Annotated in this window: 3 protein-coding genes (1 of these 3 running past the window's edge); all 3 read left to right on the top strand. The window is 67.2% G+C overall.

All coding sequences use genetic code 11. The annotated features are described in order from the left end of the window. Positions 1-13 precede the first annotated feature (13 nt). Tightly spaced (at most 16 nt apart), the 3 genes in view from pks2 to ABDC78_RS26555 form a layout consistent with a single transcriptional unit that may run on beyond the window. Complete coding sequence (gene pks2, locus ABDC78_RS26565; protein WP_178357220.1) at positions 14-6,235, top strand: type I polyketide synthase; 6,222 nt, start codon at positions 14-16, stop codon at positions 6,233-6,235. A gap of 16 nt (positions 6,236-6,251) precedes the next feature. Then, on the top strand, positions 6,252-15,317 hold the full coding sequence (locus ABDC78_RS26560) for a non-ribosomal peptide synthetase (RefSeq protein ID WP_256735836.1): 9,066 nt from the start codon (positions 6,252-6,254) through the stop codon (positions 15,315-15,317). After that, positions 15,314-22,267, top strand: the 5' end (the start) of a protein-coding gene (locus ABDC78_RS26555) for a non-ribosomal peptide synthase/polyketide synthase (RefSeq protein WP_178356991.1). It continues 15,354 nt past the right edge of the window; only the first 6,954 of its 22,308 coding nucleotides appear in the window; the start codon lies at positions 15,314-15,316; its stop codon lies beyond the right edge, outside the window. The genes ABDC78_RS26560 and ABDC78_RS26555 overlap by 4 nt, the downstream gene beginning before the upstream one ends.

Below are 22,267 nucleotides of genomic sequence, written 5' to 3'. Positions count from 1 at the left end.
TGCCGTCATCGGCATGGCCTGTCGCCTTCCCGGGGGGATCGACTCTCCCGAACAGTTGTGGCAGGCCCTACTGCGCGGTGACGATCTGGTCACCGAGGTGCCGCCAGACCGGTGGGACGCCGACGAGTACTACGACCCCCAACCGGGGGTGCCCGGGCGGTCGGTGACGAAGTGGGGTGGGTTCCTCGACGACGTCGCAGGCTTCGATTCCGACTTCTTCGGGATCAACGAACGCGAGGCGACGGCGATCGATCCACAGCACAGGCTGCTGCTGGAGACCTCCTGGGAGGCTATCGAGCACGCCGGCCTCACCCGGGAGATGATGCTCGATTCGCTGACCGGGGTTTTTGTCGGCCTGACGCACGGCGACTACCAACTGCTGGCGGCAGATGCGGACGCTGTCGAGGCGCCGTACGGCTTCACGGGCAGCAGCTTCAGTTTGGCCTCCGGGCGGATTGCCTACGCCCTGGGGCTTCACGGTCCCGCATTGACGGTGGACACCGCGTGTTCGTCCGGGCTGACCGCGGTACATCTGGCCTGTCACAGTCTGATCGACGGAGAGAGCGACCTCGCGCTGGCAGGGGGCGCTGCCGTGATCCTGGATCCGCGCAAGCTCGTCGCGGGGTCGGCGGAGGGCATGCTGTCCCCCACCGGAAAATGCCATGCGTTCGATGTCGCGGCGGACGGCTTTGTGTCCTCGGAGGGATGCGTCGTCGTACTACTCAAACGGCTGCCCGATGCGTTGCGCGACGGCGACCGGATCCTGGCACTGATCCGCGGCACCGCCGCCAACCAGGACGGCCGCACGGCGACCATCGCCACCCCGTCGGTGACAGCGCAGACCGCCGTGTACCGGTCGGCGTTGGCGGCCGCCGGCGTCGACGCCCGCAGCGTCGGCATGGTAGAGGCGCACGGTCCCGGTACACCGGTCGGTGATCCGATCGAATACGCAAGCCTGGCAGACGTTTACGGTACCGAGGGGCCCTGCGCGCTGGCCACGCTGAAGACGAACTTCGGCCATGCCCAGTCGGCCGCCGGAACGCTCGGGCTGATGAAAGCGATCCTCGCCCTGCAGCATGGCGTGGTTCCGCGGAATCTTCACTTCGACCGACTGCCGGACGAGATGGCCGCAATCGACACCCAGCTGTTCGTCCCACAGGTGGTCACGGAGTGGCCCACCAACGGCCGACACCCCCGTCGCGCGGCGGCGTCGTCGTACGGACTCTCGGGAACCAACGTGCACGCCATCGTCGAGCAGGCACCGGAAACCGCTGAATCACAGGTTGTCCAGGTCGATCCTCCGGTGAGGTCGCCACTGCTGTTCCCGCTGTCGTCAACCTCCGCCGACGGCCTTCGCCACACCGCCGGCCGGCTGGCCGACTGGGCGACGACACACCGGGAAGTGACGCTGCCGGATCTGGCCTACACCCTGGCCCGTCGACGCGGCCACCGTCCCGTTCGTACCGCCGTCATCGCCGGGAACCGGTCGGATCTCGCGGCGGCGCTCCGCGACGTCGCCGACGGTGACGCCCCGTTTGAACCTGCAGTGGGGCAGGACGATCGCGGCCCGGTATGGGTGTTCTCCGGGCAGGGCTCGCAGTGGGCCCAGATGGGCACCGAGTTACTGGCGACCGAACCGGTCTTCGCAAGCACGGTCGCGGCGGCCGAGCCTCTGATTGTCTCCGAGGCCGGATTCTCGGTGACCGAGGCGATGACCGCCCAGCAGCCTGTGACGGGCATCGACCTAATCCAGCCGACCCTGTTCACCGTGCAGGTCGCCCTGGCCGAGACCATGCTTTCCTACGGCGTGCGTCCGGGCGCGGTCATCGGGCATTCCCTCGGCGAGGTCGCAGCAGCGGTCGTCGCCGGAGCTCTCTCGCTCGAGGACGGAGTGCGCGTCATCTGCCGGCGCTCGCGGCTGATGTCCCGCATTGCCGGCGCGGGCGCCATGGCATCGGTGGAACTGCCTGCCCAGCAGGTGCTGTCCGAGCTCATCCATCGTGGTGTCGACGACGCCGTGGTGGCGGTCGTGGCGTCGCCACAATCCACCGTGATCGGCGGCGCCAAGCACACCGTGCAGGGACTGGTCGCGGCCTGGCAGCAACGCGACGTAATGGCCCGCGAGATCGCAGTCGACGTCGCCTCACACTCCCCCCAGGTCGATCCGATTCTCGCCGAGCTGAGCGATGCGCTCGCCGAGTTGCAACCGATGACGCCGAAGGTTCCCTTTTATTCGGCAACCCTCTACGACCCGCGCGAGCAACCCGTCTGTGACGCCGAATACTGGGCGGACAATCTGCGCCACATGGTGCGGTTTGCGCCGGCGGTGCAGGCCGCCCTTGAGGATGGCTTCCGCGTCTTCGCCGAGTTGGCCCCGCACCCGCTGCTCACGCACGCTGTCGAACAGACCGCCCGCGGACTCGACATGTCATCGGCGGCGCTGGCCTGCATGCGCCGCGAGCAGGCTCAACCGAACGGTTTGCGCGGCTTCGTCGTCGACCTGCACAGCGCAGGAGCTGCGGTCGACTTCTCCGCGCTCTACCCGAGCGGAAACCTGGTGGACGCACCGCTGCCGACCTGGACCCACCGACGCTTACTCTTCAGCCGCGGAGCTCAGGATTCCCTGACCCACGGTGGCTGCACTTTGTCGGTGCATCCGCTGTTGGGCGCGCACGTGCAGTTGCAGGAGGAACCGGAGCGCCATGCCTGGCAGGCCGAGGTGGGCACCCTCGCACAGCCGTGGCTGGGCGATCACCGTGTCCGAAATGTGGCGGTGATGCCGGGGGCCGCCTACTGCGAGATGGCACTTGCAGCCGCAGACGCCGTGCTGGGCGACGCCTCGGAGGTCCGCGACATCCGTTTCGAACAGGCGTTGCTGCTGGACGCGGAGACCACAGTCGGCTCTTCGGCGGCGATGTCATCGCCGGGTGTCTTCGATTTCGCCGTGGAGACCAATCGGGGCGGCGAACCGGCGCGCCAGGCTTCCGCCGTCCTGCAGACTGCAGAGCAGAAGCCGTCGGCTGCACAGGACATCGCGGCGTTACTCGCCGCACACCCGTGCCATCGACGCGGCGACGAGGTGCGCACACAGTTGGAGTTGCGCGGGATTCGATACGGTCCGGCCTTCGGTGGTCTGGGTGCGGTGCACACCGGCGAGGAAACATCCGGCACCGTCCTGGTCGAGGTTGCGCTACCCCGCCAGATCAGGTCCCAACAAGACGCCTACGGCGTTCACCCGGCACTGCTGGATGTCTGTTTCCAGTCTGTCGCAGCACATCCTGCAGTCGCGGCCCTGGGCGACGACGTGCTGGCACTGCCGCTGGGCGTTCGGCGGCTACGCTCCTACGGTACGGCCCGAAGCGCCCGCTACTGCTACACACGGGTGACCAGAGCCGACGCCGCAGGGGTCGATGCGGACCTCGAGGTTCTCGACGAACACGGAACAGTCCTGCTCGCCGTGCAGGGGCTGCAGCTGAGCACCGCGGCCTCGGGGGCCGGCCACCGCGACCGGATGCTCGCCGACAGATTGCTGAGCATCGAATGGCGCCGGCAGGAACTGTCCGAGGCGGAGCGCGCCGCCACCGGCACCTGGCTGCTGATCAACACCACCCCCGAGGACACCACCGCCGCGTCGTGGATGGCAACGCTGAAAACACATGGTGCACAGTGTAAAACGATGCAGTGGCCGCGAACTGCCGATCATGCCAACCACGGCGCCAAGCTTGCCGATCAGCTGCGCGCCGGTGGGATCGCGGGTGTTGTGGTGTTCGCCGGCCCAGAGAGGACCGATGACGGGGATCAGTCCCCGCGCGATGGTGTCGAGTGCGTGCGGCATCTGGTCCGAGTCCTCCGTCGACTGCCCGAAACTCCCGGCGAACTCCCCCGCCTGTACGTCGCGACGCGCGGTGCTCAGACCGTGGTGGCCGGTGACATGGCGAATCTGGAGCAGGCCGGGCTGCGTGGTCTCATCCGGGTCATCGGGACCGAACATCCTCAGCTGCATCTGACTCACATCGACGTGGACGACGCCACCGATCCCGATCAACCAGTGCGGGAACTGCTCAGCGGGTCGGACGAGGACGAGACCGCCTGGCGCGATGGCGTGTGGTTTGCGGCGCGGCTGATCCCCGATCCGCTGGGTCCGGACGACCGCAGGACATTCGTCGGCGACCAGCAACACGATGGGATGCGACTGCAGATCCGAGTACCGGGTGATCTGGAGACGATGGAACTCGTTTCCTGCCAGAGGGTTCCGCCGGGACCCGGTCAGATCGAGGTTGCGGTCAGCGCGTCCAGCATCAACTTCGCCGACGTTCTCGTGGCGTTCGGACGCTACCCGGCATTCGACGGGCAGCTACCACAGCTGGGAACCGACTTCACCGGAGTGGTGACCGCTGTCGGATCGGACGTGACCGCACACAAGGTGGGCGATCACGTCGGTGGGCTGTGTGCCGACGGCTGCTGGGCGACCTTCATCACGTGCGACGCAGCACTGGCGGTCACCCTCCCCGCGGGTCTTTCCGACGAGCAAGGTGCCGCGGTGACGACCGCGCACGCCACCGCCTGGTACGGCCTGCACGACCTGGCCCGGATCGGGCGCGGGGACAAGGTGTTGATCCACTCCGGAACCGGAGGCGTCGGACAGGCCGCCATTGCCATCGCCCGCGCGGCCGGGGCGGATATCTTCGCTACCGCGGGTAGTGAACGGCGTCGACAGTTGTTGCTCGACATGGGTATCGAGCACGTGTACGACTCGCGAAGCATCGAGTTCGCCGAGCAGATTCGTCGCGACACCGGCGGCTACGGCGTCGACGTCGTGCTCAACTCTGCGACCGGCGCCGCCCAGCGCGCCGGGTTGGATTTGCTGGCGCTCGGCGGCCGCTTCGTCGAGATCGGTAAGCGCGACATCTACGGCGACACCAAGCTCGGGCTGTTCCCGTTCCGGCGCAATCTCGCGTTCTTTGCCGTCGATCTGGGGTTGCTCGCATACAGCCGACCCGACCGGCTGCGAGACCTTTTGACAAAGGTGTACCAACTCAGCGCAGACGGCGTGCTGCCGGTGCCCCAGAGCACGCACCACCCGCTTGCGGACGCCGCCACGGCGATCCGATTGATGAGCAGCGCTCAACACACGGGCAAGCTCGTGCTCGAGATCCCCCACACCGGCCGCCGCCGCGTGATGGTCCCGCCGGATCAAGCAACGGTGTTCCGTCACGACGGTGCCTACATCGTCACCGGCGGCCTGGGTGGCCTGGGACTGTTCCTGGCCGGGAAGATGGCAACGGGCGGTTGTGGCCGCATCGTGCTGTGCTCGCGCTCGCGCCCTACGACCGAAGCACTCGAGGCGATCCTCGCGATGGACACCGACGTCGTGGTGGAATGCGGCGACATCGCCGAACCCGGAACGGCGAAGCGCTTGGTCGCCACGGCGACCGCCACCGGCCTTCCCCTGCGCGGTGTACTCCACGCGGGCGCGGTGGTCGAGGACGCCACGCTGGCGAACATCACAGACGAGATCATCGACCACAACTGGGCACCAAAAGTTCACGGCGCGTGGAACCTGCACACGGCCGCCACCGGCCAGCCGTTGGACTGGTTCTGCTCGTTCTCCTCGGCGGCTGCCCTGGTGGGCTCGCCCGGGCAGGGTGCCTACGCCGCGGCCAACAGCTGGCTGGATGCCTTCACCCACTGGAGGCGTGCGCAGGGCCTTCCGGCCACCGCCATCGCCTGGGGTGCCTGGGCCGAGATCGGCCGAGCTACGGCTTTCGCGGAGAGCTCAGGGGTGGCGATCGCTCCCGACGAGGGCGCCTATGCGCTGGAAACACTTCTGCGCCATAACCGTTGTCATGCCGGCTACGCACCGATCACCGGCGCACCGTGGCTGACGGCCTTCGCCGAACGTAGCCCGTTCGCTGAAGCGTTCCGCTCCGGCGCCCACGACGCAGCAATGACGAACAGACTGCGGGCCGAACTCGACGCGCTGCCGCCGGCCGAGTGGCCTGCCCGAGTGCGGCGTCTGGTCTCCGATCAGGTCGGCCTGATTCTGCGCCGCAGCGTTGATCCCGACCGGCCACTGTCCGGGTACGGGCTCGATTCACTGGGCGCACTCGAACTGCGCACCCGCGTCGAAAACGAGACAGGAGTGCGTCTGTCATCCACCGACATCGCCACGATCACCATTCGCGGTCTGGCGGAGCTGCTGTGCACAAAGCTGGCGTCCCGGGACGCCGCTTGAATTCTGGGGGACACCGATGGAGCTCGATGACACGGCATTTCCGCTGACACGCGGACAGCTCGACATCTGGCTTGCCCAGCAGACGGGTCGCTTCGGTACGGGCTGGCAACTGGGTCTCTTCGTGCGAATCGACGGCCCGGTCGACCGTGCCGCGCTCGAATGGGCGATCCGTCGAGTGATGCGAGAGGCCGAACCGGCGAGGGCCGCCTTCTTCGAGGAGGACGGCCGGGTCTTCCAGAAGCCGATCGACTATCCGAAGGTCGAACTGGCCTACCACGATCTGTCGGGCTCGGCGGATTCTGCTCAGATCGCCTTCGCGACAGCGTCCTCGATTCAACGCACCCCGATGCCCTTGACCGGTCCGCTGTTCCGATTCGCTCTGTTCAGGACCGGGCCCGCCGAATTCTACTGGTTCACCTGCTGCCACCACCTGATCACCGACGGCTCGGGCGTCGCGCTCGTCGGCCACCGGATCGCTTCGGTGTACTCGGCAATAGTGACGGGATCACCCATCCCGGCTGCCTTCTTCGGCTCGCTGCACGATCTGGTCAGCAGCGAGATGGCCTACGAGTCGTCGCCTGAGTTTCTCGAGGATCAGGACTATTGGACCCGCAACCTGCCTTCACAACCGGGTCCAGATCACCGGCGGCCCGACACCGCCGTCGCGCAGGATCCCTACACACCCTCGGCGCCAGTCCAATTGGACCCCGCGGTGCTTCGCCGGGTGCACCAATTCTCCGAAGCGAGGGACGTGCCGCGGTCGTCCATCGTCACCGCGGCATGCGCGCTGCTGGTGCGCAGGTGGTCCGGTGTGTCCTCGGAGGTGGTGCTCGACTTTCCGGTGAGCAGGCGAGTGCACCTGAAGTCGAAAACACTTCCCGGGATGGTCTCCGGGATCGTACCCCTGGTTCTCGACGCCCGACCGGGGGCGACGGTCACCGAGTTCTGCGAGCATGTCGATGGGAGAATCGGAGAAGCACTGCGCCATCAGCGTTTTCCGGTGCAGGACCTCGAGCGGAGAGCACACGCGCGTGACCCGGGACAGCCGAGCGGTCGGGTGAACGTCAACTTCATACCGTCGGTCTTCACCCTGCAGTTCGGGGGTGTCGCGGCGTCGGCGTCCTACACCGGCTCCGGCCAGGTGGCCGGCTTCGGCTTGTTCTTCTCCAGCGTGGGCGACAAGCTCTTTCTCAGCACGGCAGGCGCGGCAGAACCCTTCTCGAGGTTCGAGGTCACCGACCTGGCGGAGCAACTGCAGCGAGTCCTGGCGGCGATGACCGCCGGGCCGTTGCATCGCCTCTCGTCGATCGATCCCACCGCCCCGGGCGAGGACGCACAGCTCGACCGCTGGGGCAACCGAACTCTATTGAGCCAGGATGCGACGGCGGCGTCGATACCGGAGTTGTTCAGCGCTCAGGTCTCGCGGGACCCGACGGCAATTGCGCTGGTTCACGGGCAAATGTCGTGGACCTACGGAGACCTCGACGAGGCGTCGAACAAGCTGGCGCACTTGCTGTCCGAGCGTGGTGCGGGGCCGGGACAGTGCGTGGCGCTGTTGATGGAGCGCTCGGCTCACGCCGTCATCACGATCCTGGCGGTGCTCAAGTCCGGGGCGGCCTACCTACCGATCGACCCCGCACATCCACGCGCCCGAATCAGATTCATGATCGACGACTCGACACCGGTCGTCGCCATCAGCACCGCCGGATTGGCCGGTCGCTTCCACGGATGTGATCTGCCGGTGGTCACCATCGACGACCCCGCGGTGGACGCCCAACCCGGCACCCCTCTGCCCTGGCCCGCGCCCGACGACCTCGCCCACATCGTCTACACGTCGGGCACCACCGGCGTCCCCAAGGGCGTGGCCGTCACCCACCAGCACGTCACCCGACTGTATGAGTCCCTTGATCTCGGCGTCGGGCTGTCGAAGCGGCACGTGTGGTGTCAATTCTTTTCCTACGCTTTCGATTTCTCTGTCTGGGAGATCTGGGGTGCACTGCTTCACGGCGGGCGGCTGGTGGTGGTGCCCGAGCCGGTGGCACGTTCGGCAGAGGACTTCCACGCCCTCCTGGTCCGCGAGCAGGTGACCGTCGTGAGCCAGACGCCGTCGGCGCTGAGCGCCCTCTCACCGGTCGGTCTGGAGTCGGTGGCCGTGTTGGTGGGCGGCGAGGCCTGCCCGGCGGAGATCGTCGATCGGTGGTCGCCCGGACGGGTGTTGGTAAACGTCTACGGTCCGACCGAGACGACGATCTTCGCGTCGGCGAGCGCGCCGTTGACACCGGGTTCGGGAGTACCGCCGATCGGCGCGCCGGTCCCGACCGCTGCGTTGTTCGTGCTGGACGGGTGGATGAAGTCGGTGCCCGCCGGAGTGGTCGGTGAGTTGTACGTCGCCGGCCGTGGCGTCGGCTGCGGCTACCTGCGTCGGCCGGGTTTGACCGCGTCGCGATTCGTGGCATGCCCCTTCGGCAGGCCCGGCGCGAGAATGTATCGCACGGGTGACCTGGTGCGGTGGGGCACCGATGGACAGCTGCAGTACGTCGGGCGCGCCGATGAGCAGGTCAAGATCCGCGGATACCGCATCGAACTCGGCGACGTACAGGCCGCCATTTTGGGGCTGGACGGAGTCGAGCACGCGGTGGTGATCGCCCGCGAGGACCGCCCCGGCGACAAACGCCTCGTCGGCTATCTCACCGAATCACGTGACGGGACAATTGATCCCGCAGACATTCGGGCAGCGCTGGCGGACCGGTTGCCACCGTACATGGTGCCGGCGGCGGTGGTCGTACTCGAGACGATGCCGTTGACGGTCAACGGCAAACTCGACGCAGGCGCCCTGCCCGCCCCCGAATATCTCGACGGGAACCGCTACCGCGCCCCTGCCTCCCCTGTCGAGGAGATCATGACAGGCATCTACGCCGAGGTCCTCGGTGTGGAACGGGTCGGGGTCGACGACTCGTTCTTCGACCTGGGGGGCGACTCGGTGTCGGCAATGCGTGCCGTCGCGGCGATCAACAGCGGACTTGATGCTGGACTATCGGTACGCGCTCTGTTCGACGCGCCCACGATCGCCCAACTGGCGACACGTCTCGGTGGCGGGGCCGCGCGGCGTGCGCCGCTGATCGCCACCGAGCGGCCGACGCAGATTCCGTTGTCGTTCGCCCAAAGTCGGCTGTGGTTCGTCGACCAGTTGCAGGGACCCTCACCGGTCTACAACATGCCGTTGGCGCTGGCGCTGCGGGGCAGACTGAATGCCGAGGCTCTCGGCGCCGCGCTGGGCGATGTGGTGAGCCGCCACGAAAGCCTGCGCACTCTGTTCGCGGCCCCCGAGGGGGTTCCGCGGCAACTGGTTATTCCCGCAGCACAAGCCGACGGCTTCTGGCATGTCGTCGACGCCACCGGATGGCCCGCGGGCCTCCTGGATGACGCCATCATGGAGACCGCGCGTCGCACATTCGACCTGGCACGCGAGATACCCTTGCAGGCGAAGCTTTTCCATGTCGGCGACGACGAACACGTCTTGGTCGGAGTCCTGCACCACATCGCTGCCGACGGCTGGTCGATCGCCCCACTGATGCGGGACCTGGGTGTGGCGTATGCAAGCCGGTGTGCAGGGCAGGCGCCGGGCTGGGCGGAGTTGCCGGTGCAGTACGTCGACTACACCCTTTGGCAACGCGCACAGTTCGGCGATATCGACGACGAGGCCAGCCCGATCGCCGAGCAGTTGTCGTACTGGCTGGATGCGCTGGCCGACCTGCCTGAGCGTCTCCAACTGCCCACGGATCGGCCCTACCCTTCGGTGGCGGATCAGCACGGCGCCACCGTGACGCTGGACTGGTCGGCGGAGCTGCAGCAGCGGCTGCGCGAGGTGGCCACCGCACACAACGCGACAAGCTTCATGGTCGTCCAGGCGGCTCTGGCATTTCTTCTGTCACGGCTGAGCGCAAGCCCCGACGTGTCAATAGGTTTCCCGATCGCCGGCCGCAGCGATCCCGCGCTCGACGAGCTGGTGGGCTTCTTCGTCAACACCCTGGTGCTGCGGGTCGAGGTGTCCGGCGATCCCACCGCCGCCGACCTTCTGGCGCAGGTGCGGCGGCGCAGTCTGGCCGCCTACGAACACCAGGACGTGCCCTTCGAGGTTCTCGTGGAGCGGCTCAACCCCACCCGAAGCCTGACCCATCACCCGCTGGTCCAGGTGATGCTGGCGTGGCAGAACCTGCCTGGACACCACTCCGGCAACCCGGCTGCGCCGACACTCGGCGAGCTGCAGGTGACCCGAATGCCGGTAGACACCCACACCGCCCGCATGGACCTGTCGTTCTCGTTGGCCGAGCGCTTCACAGAAGGCGGTGAGCCGGCAGGCATCGGCGGGACGGTGGAGTTCCGCACCGACGTGTTCGACGCCGCCGGTGTCCGGCTGCTGGTCAAGCGGTTCGAGCGCGTTCTGTCGTTGATATCAGCCGATCCCGACAGACGATTGTCGTCGATCGACGTGCTCGACGCCGCTGAGCGGATGCGGCTGGACGATATCGGCAACAGGGCGTTGCTGAGCGTTGCGCCCCCGCCGGCGGTGTCGGTTCCCGAGTTGTTCGCCGACCAGGTGGCGCGCATCCCGCAGGCGGTGGCGATCTGCTGTGAGGGACGTTCGTGGACCTACCGCGAGGTCGAGGAGGCCGCCGACCGGATGGCGCAAACGCTGGCCGGCATGGGAGCGGGTCCGGGGCGGTGTGTGGCGCTGCTGGTGGAGCGTTCAGCCGAGGCGGTCACAGCGATGTTGGCCGTCCTCAAGACCGGGGCGGCATATCTGCCCATGGACCCCGCGCACCCCGATGCGCGGGTCGCGTTCATGATCGCCGATGCCGCACCTGTCGTCGCCATCACCACCGAAGCCCTGCGGGCGAGGCTCAACGGATTCCGGGGAACGGTCGTCGATATCGACGCCCTAGCTTCGGACCGGACGCCCTGCACCCCGCTGCCGGTTCCCGCGGCAGATGACATCGCCTACCTGATCTACACCTCTGGCACCACCGGCGTGCCCAAAGGTGTTGCCGTCACCCATGACAACCTGACCCACCTGGCGGCCTCCACGCCGTCAGACCTACCGGAGGAACAGGTGTGGACACAGTGTCACTCCTATGCCTTCGACTTCTCGGTGTGGGAGATCTGGGCCTCGCTGCTCGGTGGAGGCCGCCTGGTCGTGGTTCCCGAACTGGTGGCGGGGTCTCCGGAAGAGTTGCACGCCTTGCTGCTTGGCGAGCAGGTCACCGTACTCACCCAGACTCCTTCAGCGGTCGGAGCCTTGTCCCCGCAGGGGCTGGAATCGGTGGCTCTGCTCCTCGGCGGGGAGGCCTGCACTGCCGAGGTGGTGGACCGTTGGGCACCTGAGCGCGTGATGATCAACGCCTACGGCCCGACCGAAGCCACCGTGTATGCCTCGATGAGTCTGCCGCTGACACCAGGTTCGGGCGCAGCGCCCATCGGCGCCCCGGTGTCGACGGCGGCACTGTTCGTCCTCGACGAGTGGCTGCGGCCGGTACCTGCCGGGGTCGCCGGGGAGTTGTACGTGGCGGGCCGGGGTGTCGGGTGCGGTTACTTGCGCCGGCCGGGCTTGACCGCCTCGCGGTTCGTCTCGTGTCCGTTCGGGGGTTCCGGGTCGCGGATGTACCGGACCGGAGACCTGGTGTCCTGGCGGGCCGACGGGCAACTGCAGTACCTGGGCCGCACCGACGACCAGGTCAAAATCCGTGGCCACCGAATAGAACCGGGCGAGATCCAGACCGCACTCGCCGGCCTGGAGGGGGTGACCCAAGCCGCGGTGATCGCCCGCGAAGACCGCCCGGGTGACAGTCGTCTGGTCGGCTACGTCACCGGAGCGGTCGACCCCGCGGGGCTGCGTGCAGCGTTGGCCGAGCGATTGCCCTCCTACATGGTGCCGGCAGCAGTTGTCGTCCTCGACGAACTGCCATTGACCGTCAACGGAAAACTCGATGCGCGCGCGCTGCCTGCACCCGATTACTCAGCCGGTGAGCGCTACCGCGCTCCGACCGATGCCATCGAGGAGATTCTGGCCGGCATCTACGCCCAGGTCCTCGGACTCCAGCGGGTGGGAACCGACGACTCGTTCTTCGACCTTGGTGGAGACAGTATTTCGTCGATGCAGGTGGTGGCCCGCGCCCGGGCTGCAGGCGTGCTGTGCCGTCCGCGCGACGTCTTCGTGGAGCAGACCGTTGCGCGGCTGGCCCAAGTGGTCGGGGTGACCGGCGGTGAGGACAGCCCGATCGATGAGGGTGTCGGGCAGGTGGTGCCGACCCCGATCATGCGCTGGCTGCGCACCGTCGAGGGCCCGACAGCCGAGTTCAACCAGACCGTCGTGGTGCAGGCACCCACCGGGGCGTCCCTGGCCGACGTGGTTGTGGTGTTGCAGGCACTGCTGGACCGGCACGCCATGTTGCGACTGCGTGCTCTCGACGACGGGTCCGGTTGGTCACTGCAGATCCCCGAGCCCGGTTCAGTGGACGCGGCCGCCTGCCTGCACCCGGTCGACGCGCTTTCCGACGGGGCCCTGGCAGCGGCACGTTCGCGGTTGAATCCCTCCGCCGGAACGATGCTCAGCGCGCTGTGGGCCGTCGACACCGGACAATTGGCGCTGATCGTCCACCATCTCGCCATCGACGCCGTGTCCTGGCGAATTCTGCTCGAGGATCTCAATGCCGCCTGGGCCCAGCATCACAACGGCCAGGACATCACCCTGCCCCACACAGGCACATCGTTTCAGCGGTGGGCGTCGCTACTCGCCGAACACGCCCACACCCCGCGGGTCATCAGCACCGCCGGCGCCTGGAGACAGACGGTGTCCATCCCGCCCGCGCTGCCCGCACCTGAGCCCGAACTCGACACCTACGCCAGCGCCGGCCACCTCACCGCGACCCTGGAACCCGTCACCACCCGAGCGCTGCTCCTCGAGGTTCCCGCAGCCTTCCACACCGGGATCAACGACATCCTGCTCATCGCCCTGGCGTTGGCATGCAACGAATTCCTCAGTCCGAAGGGGCGGCCGATCGGCATCGACGTCGAAGCCCACGGCCGCGATGAAGACCTCTTCTCCGACGTCGACCTGTCCCGCACCGTCGGCTGGTTCACCACCAAATACCCTGTCGCGCTGACGGTCGGGACACTGCACTGGACCCACGTCATGGCTGGTCACGATGCACTCGGCCCCATCATCAAGAACGCCAAAGAACAGCTTCGCGCCCTCCCCGACGACGTGAGCTACGGACTGCTGCGCTACGTCGACACCGACGCCCGGCTGATCGGGCCGGATCCGTCAATCGGATTCAACTACCTCGGCCGGATGGGGTCTCCCGCCATCACGAGGACCGACAACCTCTGGCGTGCAGGCGAAGACGGCCTGTCGATCACAGGACCCGCCACCGCTATCCCGATGCCGCTGGGCCACGCCCTCGAACTGAACGCCGTCACCCTCGACACCAACAGCGGCCCACAACTCAGCGCCACCTGGACCTGGGCAACGTCGATCCTGAATGAGGATCAGATCAGCCGACTGAGCCGATTGTGGTTCGACGCACTCACCGGCATCTGCGCCCATGTCAAGCAGGGCGGTGGCGGGCTCACCCCATCGGACATCGCGCCCGCCAGGCTCACCCAACAACAAATCGACGAACTGCACCGGCAGTATCACCTCGCCGACGTCCTGCCGCTGACGCCGATGCAACAGGGACTCCTGTTCCACACCAAGTCAGCCCGCGGGCATCACGACGACATCTACGCCATGCAACTCGACCTCGCGATCACCGGCCCACTCGACCCGCACCGCCTGCGTGATGCGGTGCATGCCTCGATCAAACGGCACCCCAATCTGGCGGCGCGCTTCATCGACCGCTATGACCCTCCCGTACAGATCATTCCGGCCCATCCCACTGTGCCCTGGCGGTACCTCGACCTCGGCGGAAAGGTCGCGGATCTCGACGACCAGGTCCAGCGGTTCGATACGGCCGAACACAGCACCCTCGATACCTCCCACGAGTCGGCACAGACCATCACCGCTGATCCCGTCGCGCCCTGGCGCTGTGCCGAGCTGGACTCCGGTGACATCGAGGTCAACGAGCAGATCCAACGGGTGTGCGCTGAGGAGCGAGCCGCAGTCTGCGACCTCGCTGAACCGGCGGCGTTTCGGGTGGCGTTGATCCGGACCGCTCACGAGCGGTATCGGGTGGTGCTGACCAATCACCACATCGTGCTCGACGGCTGGTCGCTTCCGATCCTCGCGCGGGACATCTTCGCCGGCTACTACGAGCAGCGACTGCCCGCGACGGCGTCCTATCGCCGGTTCGTCACCTGGCTGGCCGACCGCGACGCCGACGCTGCCCGCGCGGCCTGGCGCGAGGTGCTGGCCGACTTCGACACTCCCACACTGGTCGCGCCACCTGGCCGGCTGGCGTCGGGCGCGCGGGGCACGGCGTCGATCACGGTGTCCGCCGAGACGACACATGCTTTGAGTGAGGTGGCAAGGTCATGCCACTCCACCCTCAACACCGTGCTGCAGGCAGCATGGGCGCAGGTCCTGATGTGGCTGACCGGCCGCCACGATGTCGTCTTCGGTACCGCAGTCTCAGGTCGCCCTACTGAGATGGCGGGCGCGGAATCACTTGTGGGCCTGCTGATCAACACGGTACCGGTGCGCGCACAGGTCGGCCCGGCCACCACGGTCGCCGGACTGCTCGACCAACTCCAGAGCGCCCACAACCACACCCTCGAACACCAGCACCTGGCGCTCACCGAGATCCACCGTGCCACCGGCCACAAGAACCTGTTCGACACCGTCTTCGTTTTCGAGAACTACCCGATCGACCCTGCGCTGTTCTCCAACGGGTTGGCCATCACAGACATCACCGGTCGCGAGCGCAACCACTACCCGCTCGCCATGGTCGCCCAGCCAGGCCGCCAATTGGGGCTGCGTGTCGAGTTCGACACAGATGTGTTCGACACGAAACGCATTGGCGCCCTGACCAAGCGGGTCGAACGGGTGTTGGCGGCGATGACGACCGATGCGGGGCAGCAGTCATGACAGCGGACTCCACACGGACGTTGTCGTCGTTCGATCTGCTGGATGAGGATGAGCACGCCGACCTGGACGAGTGGGGCAACCGGGCGGTGTTGAGCCAGCCCACCACCGCTGTCACGATCCCGGCAACGTTCACCACCCAGGTGTTGCGTACCCCGACGGCGGTGGCGCTGAGCTGTGGCGAGCGTTCCTGGACCTACCGTGAACTCGACGAAGCCGCCAACCGCCTGGCGCACCTGCTCGCCGGGCACGGGTCGGGCCCGGGCCAGTGTGTCGCAGTACTGATGGACCGCTCAGCCCGGGCCGTCACCGCGATCCTCGCGGTGCTCAAAACCGGCGCGGCCTATCTGCCGATCGATCCGGCGCATCCCCCCGCGCGGATCAAGTTCATGACCGAGGACTCCACGCCCGTCGCCGTGATCACCACACCCGGACTGGCCGATCTCCTTGCCGGGTGCGAACCGGCGGTCATCGATGTCGACGATCCCCGCATCGACTCCCACCCCGCAACCCCGCTGCCCACGCCCGCGCCGGACGACATCGCCCACATCATCTACACCTCGGGAACCACCGGAGTCCCCAAAGGTGTTGCTGTCACGCACCACAACGTCACGCGGCTCTTCGACTCACTCGATGTCGGAATCGAACTGACACCGGAGCAGGTGTGGACACAGTGCCACTCCTATGCCTTCGACTACTCGGTGTGGGAGATCTGGGGGGCGCTGCTGCACGGCGCACGGCTGGTGGTGGTGCCCGAGTCGGTTGCCCGCTCACCCGAAGACTTCCACGCCCTGCTGGTCAGCGAACGCGTCACCGTCCTGAGTCAAACCCCCTCGGCGATAACGGCGCTCTCGCCTGAAGGCCTCGGATCGACCGCACTGATGGTGGCCGGAGAGGCCTGCGCGCCCGAGGTGGTGGATCGGTGGGCGCCCGGGCGGGTGATGATCAACGGCTACGGCCCCACGGAGACCACGGTGTACGCCACGATCAGCTCCCCTCTGAGGTCGGGGGACGCCGTGCCGGTCGGCTCACCGGTACCCGGGACGGCGTTGTTCATCCTGGACGGGTGGTTACGTCCGGTGGCTGCGGGCGTGGTGGGCGAGTTGTACGTGGCCGGGCGGGGTGTGGGGGTCGGATATGTGCGCCGCAGTGGGTTGACCGCATCGCGGTTCGTGGCCTGCCCGTTCGGCCATCCTGGGATGCGGATGTATCGCACCGGGGACCTGGTGAGGTGGGGCACTGATGGGCAGCTGCTGTACCTCGGGCGTGCCGACGAACAGGTCAAGATCCGCGGCTACCGAATCGAACTCGGTGAGATCCACACGGCGCTGGCCGCATTGGACGGCGTCGACCGCGCGGTCGTCATCGCCCGCGAAGACCAACCCGGCACCAAACGGCTCGTCGGCTACGTCACCGAATCCGCTACGGGGACATTTGATCCCGTCGACGCTCGGGCCACTCTGGCTCACCGATTACCGCCGTACATGGTGCCTGTCGCGATAGTGGTCCTGGACGCGTTGCCGTTGACGGTCAACGGCAAACTCGACGTGCGTGCCCTGCCTGCGCCCGAGTACCACAACGGCGAGCAGTACCGCGCTCCGGCCACCGCGATCGAGGAGATCCTGGTCGACATCTACGCGCAGATACTCGACATGCAGCGGGTCGGGGTCGACGACTCCTTCTTCGACCTCGGTGGGGACAGCATTCTCGCGATGCGCCTGGTCGCCGCGATCAATACCGTTCTCGATGCCGACCTTTCGGTCCATGCCCTGTTCGATGCGCCCACAATCGCTCAGCTGGCGCCACACCTCGGCGAGCACTCCGGGCGGCGTGAGCCGTTGGTCCCCGTCGAGCGGCCGGTGGTGATTCCGTTGTCGTTCGCCCAGAGCCGGTTGTGGTTCCTCGACCAGTTGCAGGGTCCCTCACCGGTGTACAACCTCGCGGTGGCCCTGCGACTGCGCGGCAGGCTCGACGCCGACGTCCTGCAGACGGCACTGGCCGATGTGGTGGGCCGCCACGAATCACTGCGCACCACCTTCTCCGACATCGACGGTGTGCCGTTTCAGACGGTGGTCCCTGCCGAACGGGCCGAGTTCGGCTGGCAGGTGGTGGATGCCACGGGATGGCCTGCGAACCGGCTTGGTGAGGCGATCGGAGCCGCGGCACGTCACACCTTCGATCTGTCGACCGAGATCCCCCTGCGAGCCGTACTGCTCCGTTCCGCCGTTGACGACCATGTACTGGTGGCCTCGGTTCATCACATCGCCGCCGACGGCTGGTCGGTCACTCCGCTGGTGCGAGACCTTGGCGAGGCGTATGCCTGCCGGTGCGCCGGGCGATCCCCGGGCTGGGCTCGATTGCCGGTTCAGTACATCGATTACACGCTCTGGCAACGAAAACGCCTCGGTGACCTCGGCGAGAGTGAGAGTGTGATCGCCGCGCAGCTCGGCTACTGGCAGGATGCGCTCGCCGGGATGCCTGAACGCCTGCAGCTGCCGACGGATCGGCCCTATCCGCCGGCCGCCGATCAGCACGGCTCCACCGTGGCGGTGCAATGGCCCGCGGCGTTGCAGCAGCGTGTCCGAGAAGTGGCCGCCGAGCACAACGCGACCGGTTTCATGGTGGTGCAGGCCGCGTTGGCGGTGCTGCTGTCGCGGATGAGCTCCAGTTCCGATGTGGCAGTCGGGTTCCCGATCGCCGGCCGCGGCGATCCGGCACTAGACGAGCTGGTGGGCTTTTTTGTCAACACCTTGGTGCTGCGGGTCGACCTGGCCGGCGACCCCACCGTAGGCGAACTGCTGGCCCAGGTCCGCCGGCGCACCCTCGGCGCGTTCGAGAATCAAGATGTGCCTTTCGAGGTGCTGGTCGACCAGCTCAATCCGGCCCGGAGCCTGACTCACCACCCACTCGTCCAGGTGTTGCTGGCCTGGCAGAACCTGCCCGCGCACGCCCTCAGCGACACCGCCGCCGGACTGGCGCTGGGTGAGCTGCAAGTCACCCAGATGCCGATCGACACCCGTACCGCCCGCACGGACCTGTCGTTCTCGCTGGCCGAACGTTTCAGCGACACCGGAGAGCCCGCCGGGATCGACGGGACGGTGGAGTTCCGCACCGATGTGTTCGACTCCGCCACCGTCGAAACTCTCACCGAGCGGTTGCAGCGGGTGTTGGTGGCGATGACTACTGATGCGCGGCAGCGACTCTCGTCGATCGACGTGCTCGACGACAGCGAACATGCCCGCCTGGAGGAGTTCGGTAACCGGGCGGCACTGACCGCACCGGAACCTGCGCAGCTGTCGGTTCCTGAGATGTTCGCCGAGCAGGTGGGCCGCGCCCCGCACGCGGTGGCGGTGAGCTTCGCGGGCCGCTCGCTGTCCTACCGGGAACTCGACGAGGCCGCGAACCGGTTGTCACACGAGCTGGCAAGCCACGGCGCAGGTCCCGGCCAGTGCGTGGCGCTGCTGCTGGACCGCTCGGCGCAGGCCGTCGTCGCCATGCTGGCGGCGCTCAAGACCGGTGCGGCGTACCTGGCGATCGATCCCGCGCTGCCCGACGCCCGCCTCGCGTTCCTGCTGACCGACGCTACACCGACCACACTGATCACCACCGCGGCGCTGCGCACCCGCCTGGCCGGCCACGACATCGCAGTCATCGATGTCGACGACCCGGCCATCAACGACCAACCCACCACCAGCCTGCCCACACCCCACTCTGACGACATCGCTTACCTGATCTACACCTCGGGCACCACCGGCACCCCCAAAGGTGTCGCCGTCACTCACCACAACCTGGCACATCTCACCGACTCCACACCCGCGGATCTTCCGGCCGAACAGGTGTGGACCCAATGCCATTCGTACGCATTCGATTTCTCGGTATGGGAGATCTGGGCCGCGCTTCTCGGCGGTGGACGCCTGGTCGTCGTCCCCCCCGAAGTCGCAGCCTCACCACCCGACTTCCGTGCCCTACTCGTGCGCGAACACGTCACGGTGCTGACCCAAACCCCCTCCGCGGTGACCGCGCTCAGCCCTGAAGGGCTGGACTCGGTGGCGCTGCTGCTCGGGGGGGAAGCCTGCCCCGCCGACATCGTGGACCACTGGGCGCCAGGGCGGGTGGTCATCAACGCCTACGGGCCCACCGAGATCACCGTCTATGCCTCGATGAGCACTCCGCTGACGGCAGGGTCGGGCCCCGCACCGATCGGTGCGCCCGTTGCGACCTCGGCGCTATTCGTCCTCGACCATTCGCTACGCCCCGTGCCCGAAGGAGTCGTCGGCGAACTCTATGTCGCCGGCCGCGGCGTAGCCGTCGGATACCACGGCCGCACCGGCCCGACCGCATCACGATTCATCGCCTGCCCGTTCGGCCGACCCGGCGCCCGGATGTACCGCACCGGAGACCTCGTCCGCTGGCGCAGAGACGGACAACTGCAATACCTCGGACGGGCGGATGAGCAGGTCAAGATCCGGGGCTACCGTATCGAACTCGGCGAAATCCACACCGCCCTGGCCGCACTCGACGGAGTCGAACAGGCTGTTGTCATCACCCGCGACACCCACTCCGGCACAACACAACTCATCGCATACATCACCGGAACCGCGGACCCTGCCGTCGCGCGTACCGCGCTGTCCGGACAACTCCCCGCCTACATGGTCCCCGTCGCAGTCGTCGCCCTCGACGCCCTGCCCCTCACCGTCAACGGCAAACTCGACACCCGCGCCCTGCCCATACCCGAACCCACCGGCACCGACCAATACCGAGCCCCGAGCACCCCCATAGAAGAAATCCTCGCCACCATCTACGCCCAGGTACTCGGACTCGAGCAGGTCGGCGTCGACGACTCGTTCTTCGACCTCGGTGGTGACAGCATCCTGTCGATGCAGGTCGTCGCGCGGGCGCGGGCCGCCGGTCTGACGTGTCGGCCCCGCGATATCTTCGTCGAACAGACCGTGGCGCGACTGGCCCGGGTCGCCGGAGTCACCGACGGAACGGCGGTGCCGATCGACGAAGGCGTCGGACCGTTGCCCGCCACCCCGATCATGCGATGGCTGAGCACCGTCGACGGGCCCGTCGACCAGTTCAACCAGACGATGGTGGTGCAAGCCCCGGCCGGAGTCACCCGGTCCGATGTGGTGGTGGTTCTGCAGGCTCTGCTGGACCGGCACGCCATACTTCGGCTACGCGCCGTCGACGGCGGCGACGGCTGGTCCCTACAGGTCCCCGAAGCCGGTGCGGTTCAGGCGGAAGGCTGCGTCGAATCGGTGCGCGTGCTATCCGACGACGTGCTGCTTTCAGCGCGATCGCGGTTGAATCCCGCCGCGGGAGTGATGCTCAGGGCGCTGTGGGGATCCTCCACCGGCCAGTTGGCGTTGATCGTGCATCACCTGGCCGTCGATGCGGTGTCCTGGCGGATACTGCTCGAAGACCTCAACATCGCCTGGGCACAACACCACAACGGACAACCGGTGACATTGCCGATCACCGGGACATCCTTCACCACCTGGGCAACACTGCTGGCCGAGCAGGCACACAACCCCGCCGTCGTCGACGACGCGGAGGCCTGGCGACGCGTGCTCGCCACCCCGCCATCGCTGCCCACACCCCGAACCGATTCGGACACCTACGCCAGCGCAGGACATCTCACCGCCTCGCTTGACACCGACACGACCCGTCAACTGCTCGGCGAGGTACCCGCTGCATTCCACGCCGGGATCAACGACATCCTGCTCATCGCCTACGCGTTGGCGTGCCACGTATTCGCCGGCAACAATGACACCCCGATCGCCATCGACGTCGAAGGCCACGGCCGGAACGAAGACCTCTCCCCCGGGATCGACCTGTCGCGCACCGTGGGCTGGTTCACCACCAAGTACCCGGTCGCACTGAATGTCGGCGGATTGTCCTGGGGTCAGATCACAGTCGGTGATGCGGCCCTGGCCGATGTCATCAAGGGCGCCAAGGAGCAACTGCGCTCCCTGCCCGACGGCCTGACCTACGGACTTCTGCGCTACCTCAACCCTGACGTCGACCTCGCCGGATCGGACCCGTCCGTCGGATTCAATTACCTCGGCCGACTCGGGGCCGCGGACCTGTCCGATGGGTTGTGGCGTCCCAGTCACGATGGTCTGTCACTCACCGAAGCCGCGACGGCGGTGCCGATGCCGCTGGGCCACACCGTAGAACTCAACGCCGCGACCGTCGACACCGGCACCGGCCCCACCGTCAACGCCACGTGGCTCTGGGCGCCTTCGGCCCTCGGCCACGACGAAGTCGGCCGGCTGAGCCAATTGTGGTTCGAGGCCCTGGCCGGCATCTGCGCGCTGGTCGCCCACGGCGGCGGCGGGCTGACCCCCTCCGACATCGCCCCGGCACAACTCACCCAACAGCAGATCAACCACCTCGAGCAGCAATACCACGTCGCCGACGTCCTACCGCTGACCCCGCTCCAACACGGACTGCTCTACCACGCCCACACCGCAACGGATCTCGGCGATCTCTATGCGATGCAACTCGGCATCACCATCACCGGGCCACTGGATCCCGACCGCCTGCGCAACGCAGTGCTCACGGTCGTCAACCGCCACCCCAACCTCGCCGCACAGTTCAGCGACCAATCCGACGAACCCCTGCAGGTCATCCCCGCCGACCCCGACATCCCTTGGCAATACCTGACGTTGGACTCCGAAGAGAAGATCCGCCAACTGTGCGCAGCCGAACGCGTCGCTGTCTGCGACCTTGCCACGCCGCCGGCATTCCGCGGCGCGTTGATCCGCACCGCACCCGAACAGCACCGGATCATCCTGACCAACCATCACATCGTGCTCGACGGCTGGTCGCTGCCGATCCTGCTCCAGGAAGTGTTCGCAAGCTATTTCGGCCAGCGACTACCCGCAGCGGTGCCGTACCGCCGCTTCGTCGAATGGTTGGCCGATCGAGACCGTGACGCCGCCCAC

The organism is Mycobacterium sp. DL, assembly GCF_039729195.1.
Classification (GTDB): domain Bacteria; phylum Actinomycetota; class Actinomycetes; order Mycobacteriales; family Mycobacteriaceae; genus Mycobacterium; species Mycobacterium hippocampi_A.
This window is presented reverse-complemented; position numbering and strand designations above follow the sequence as displayed.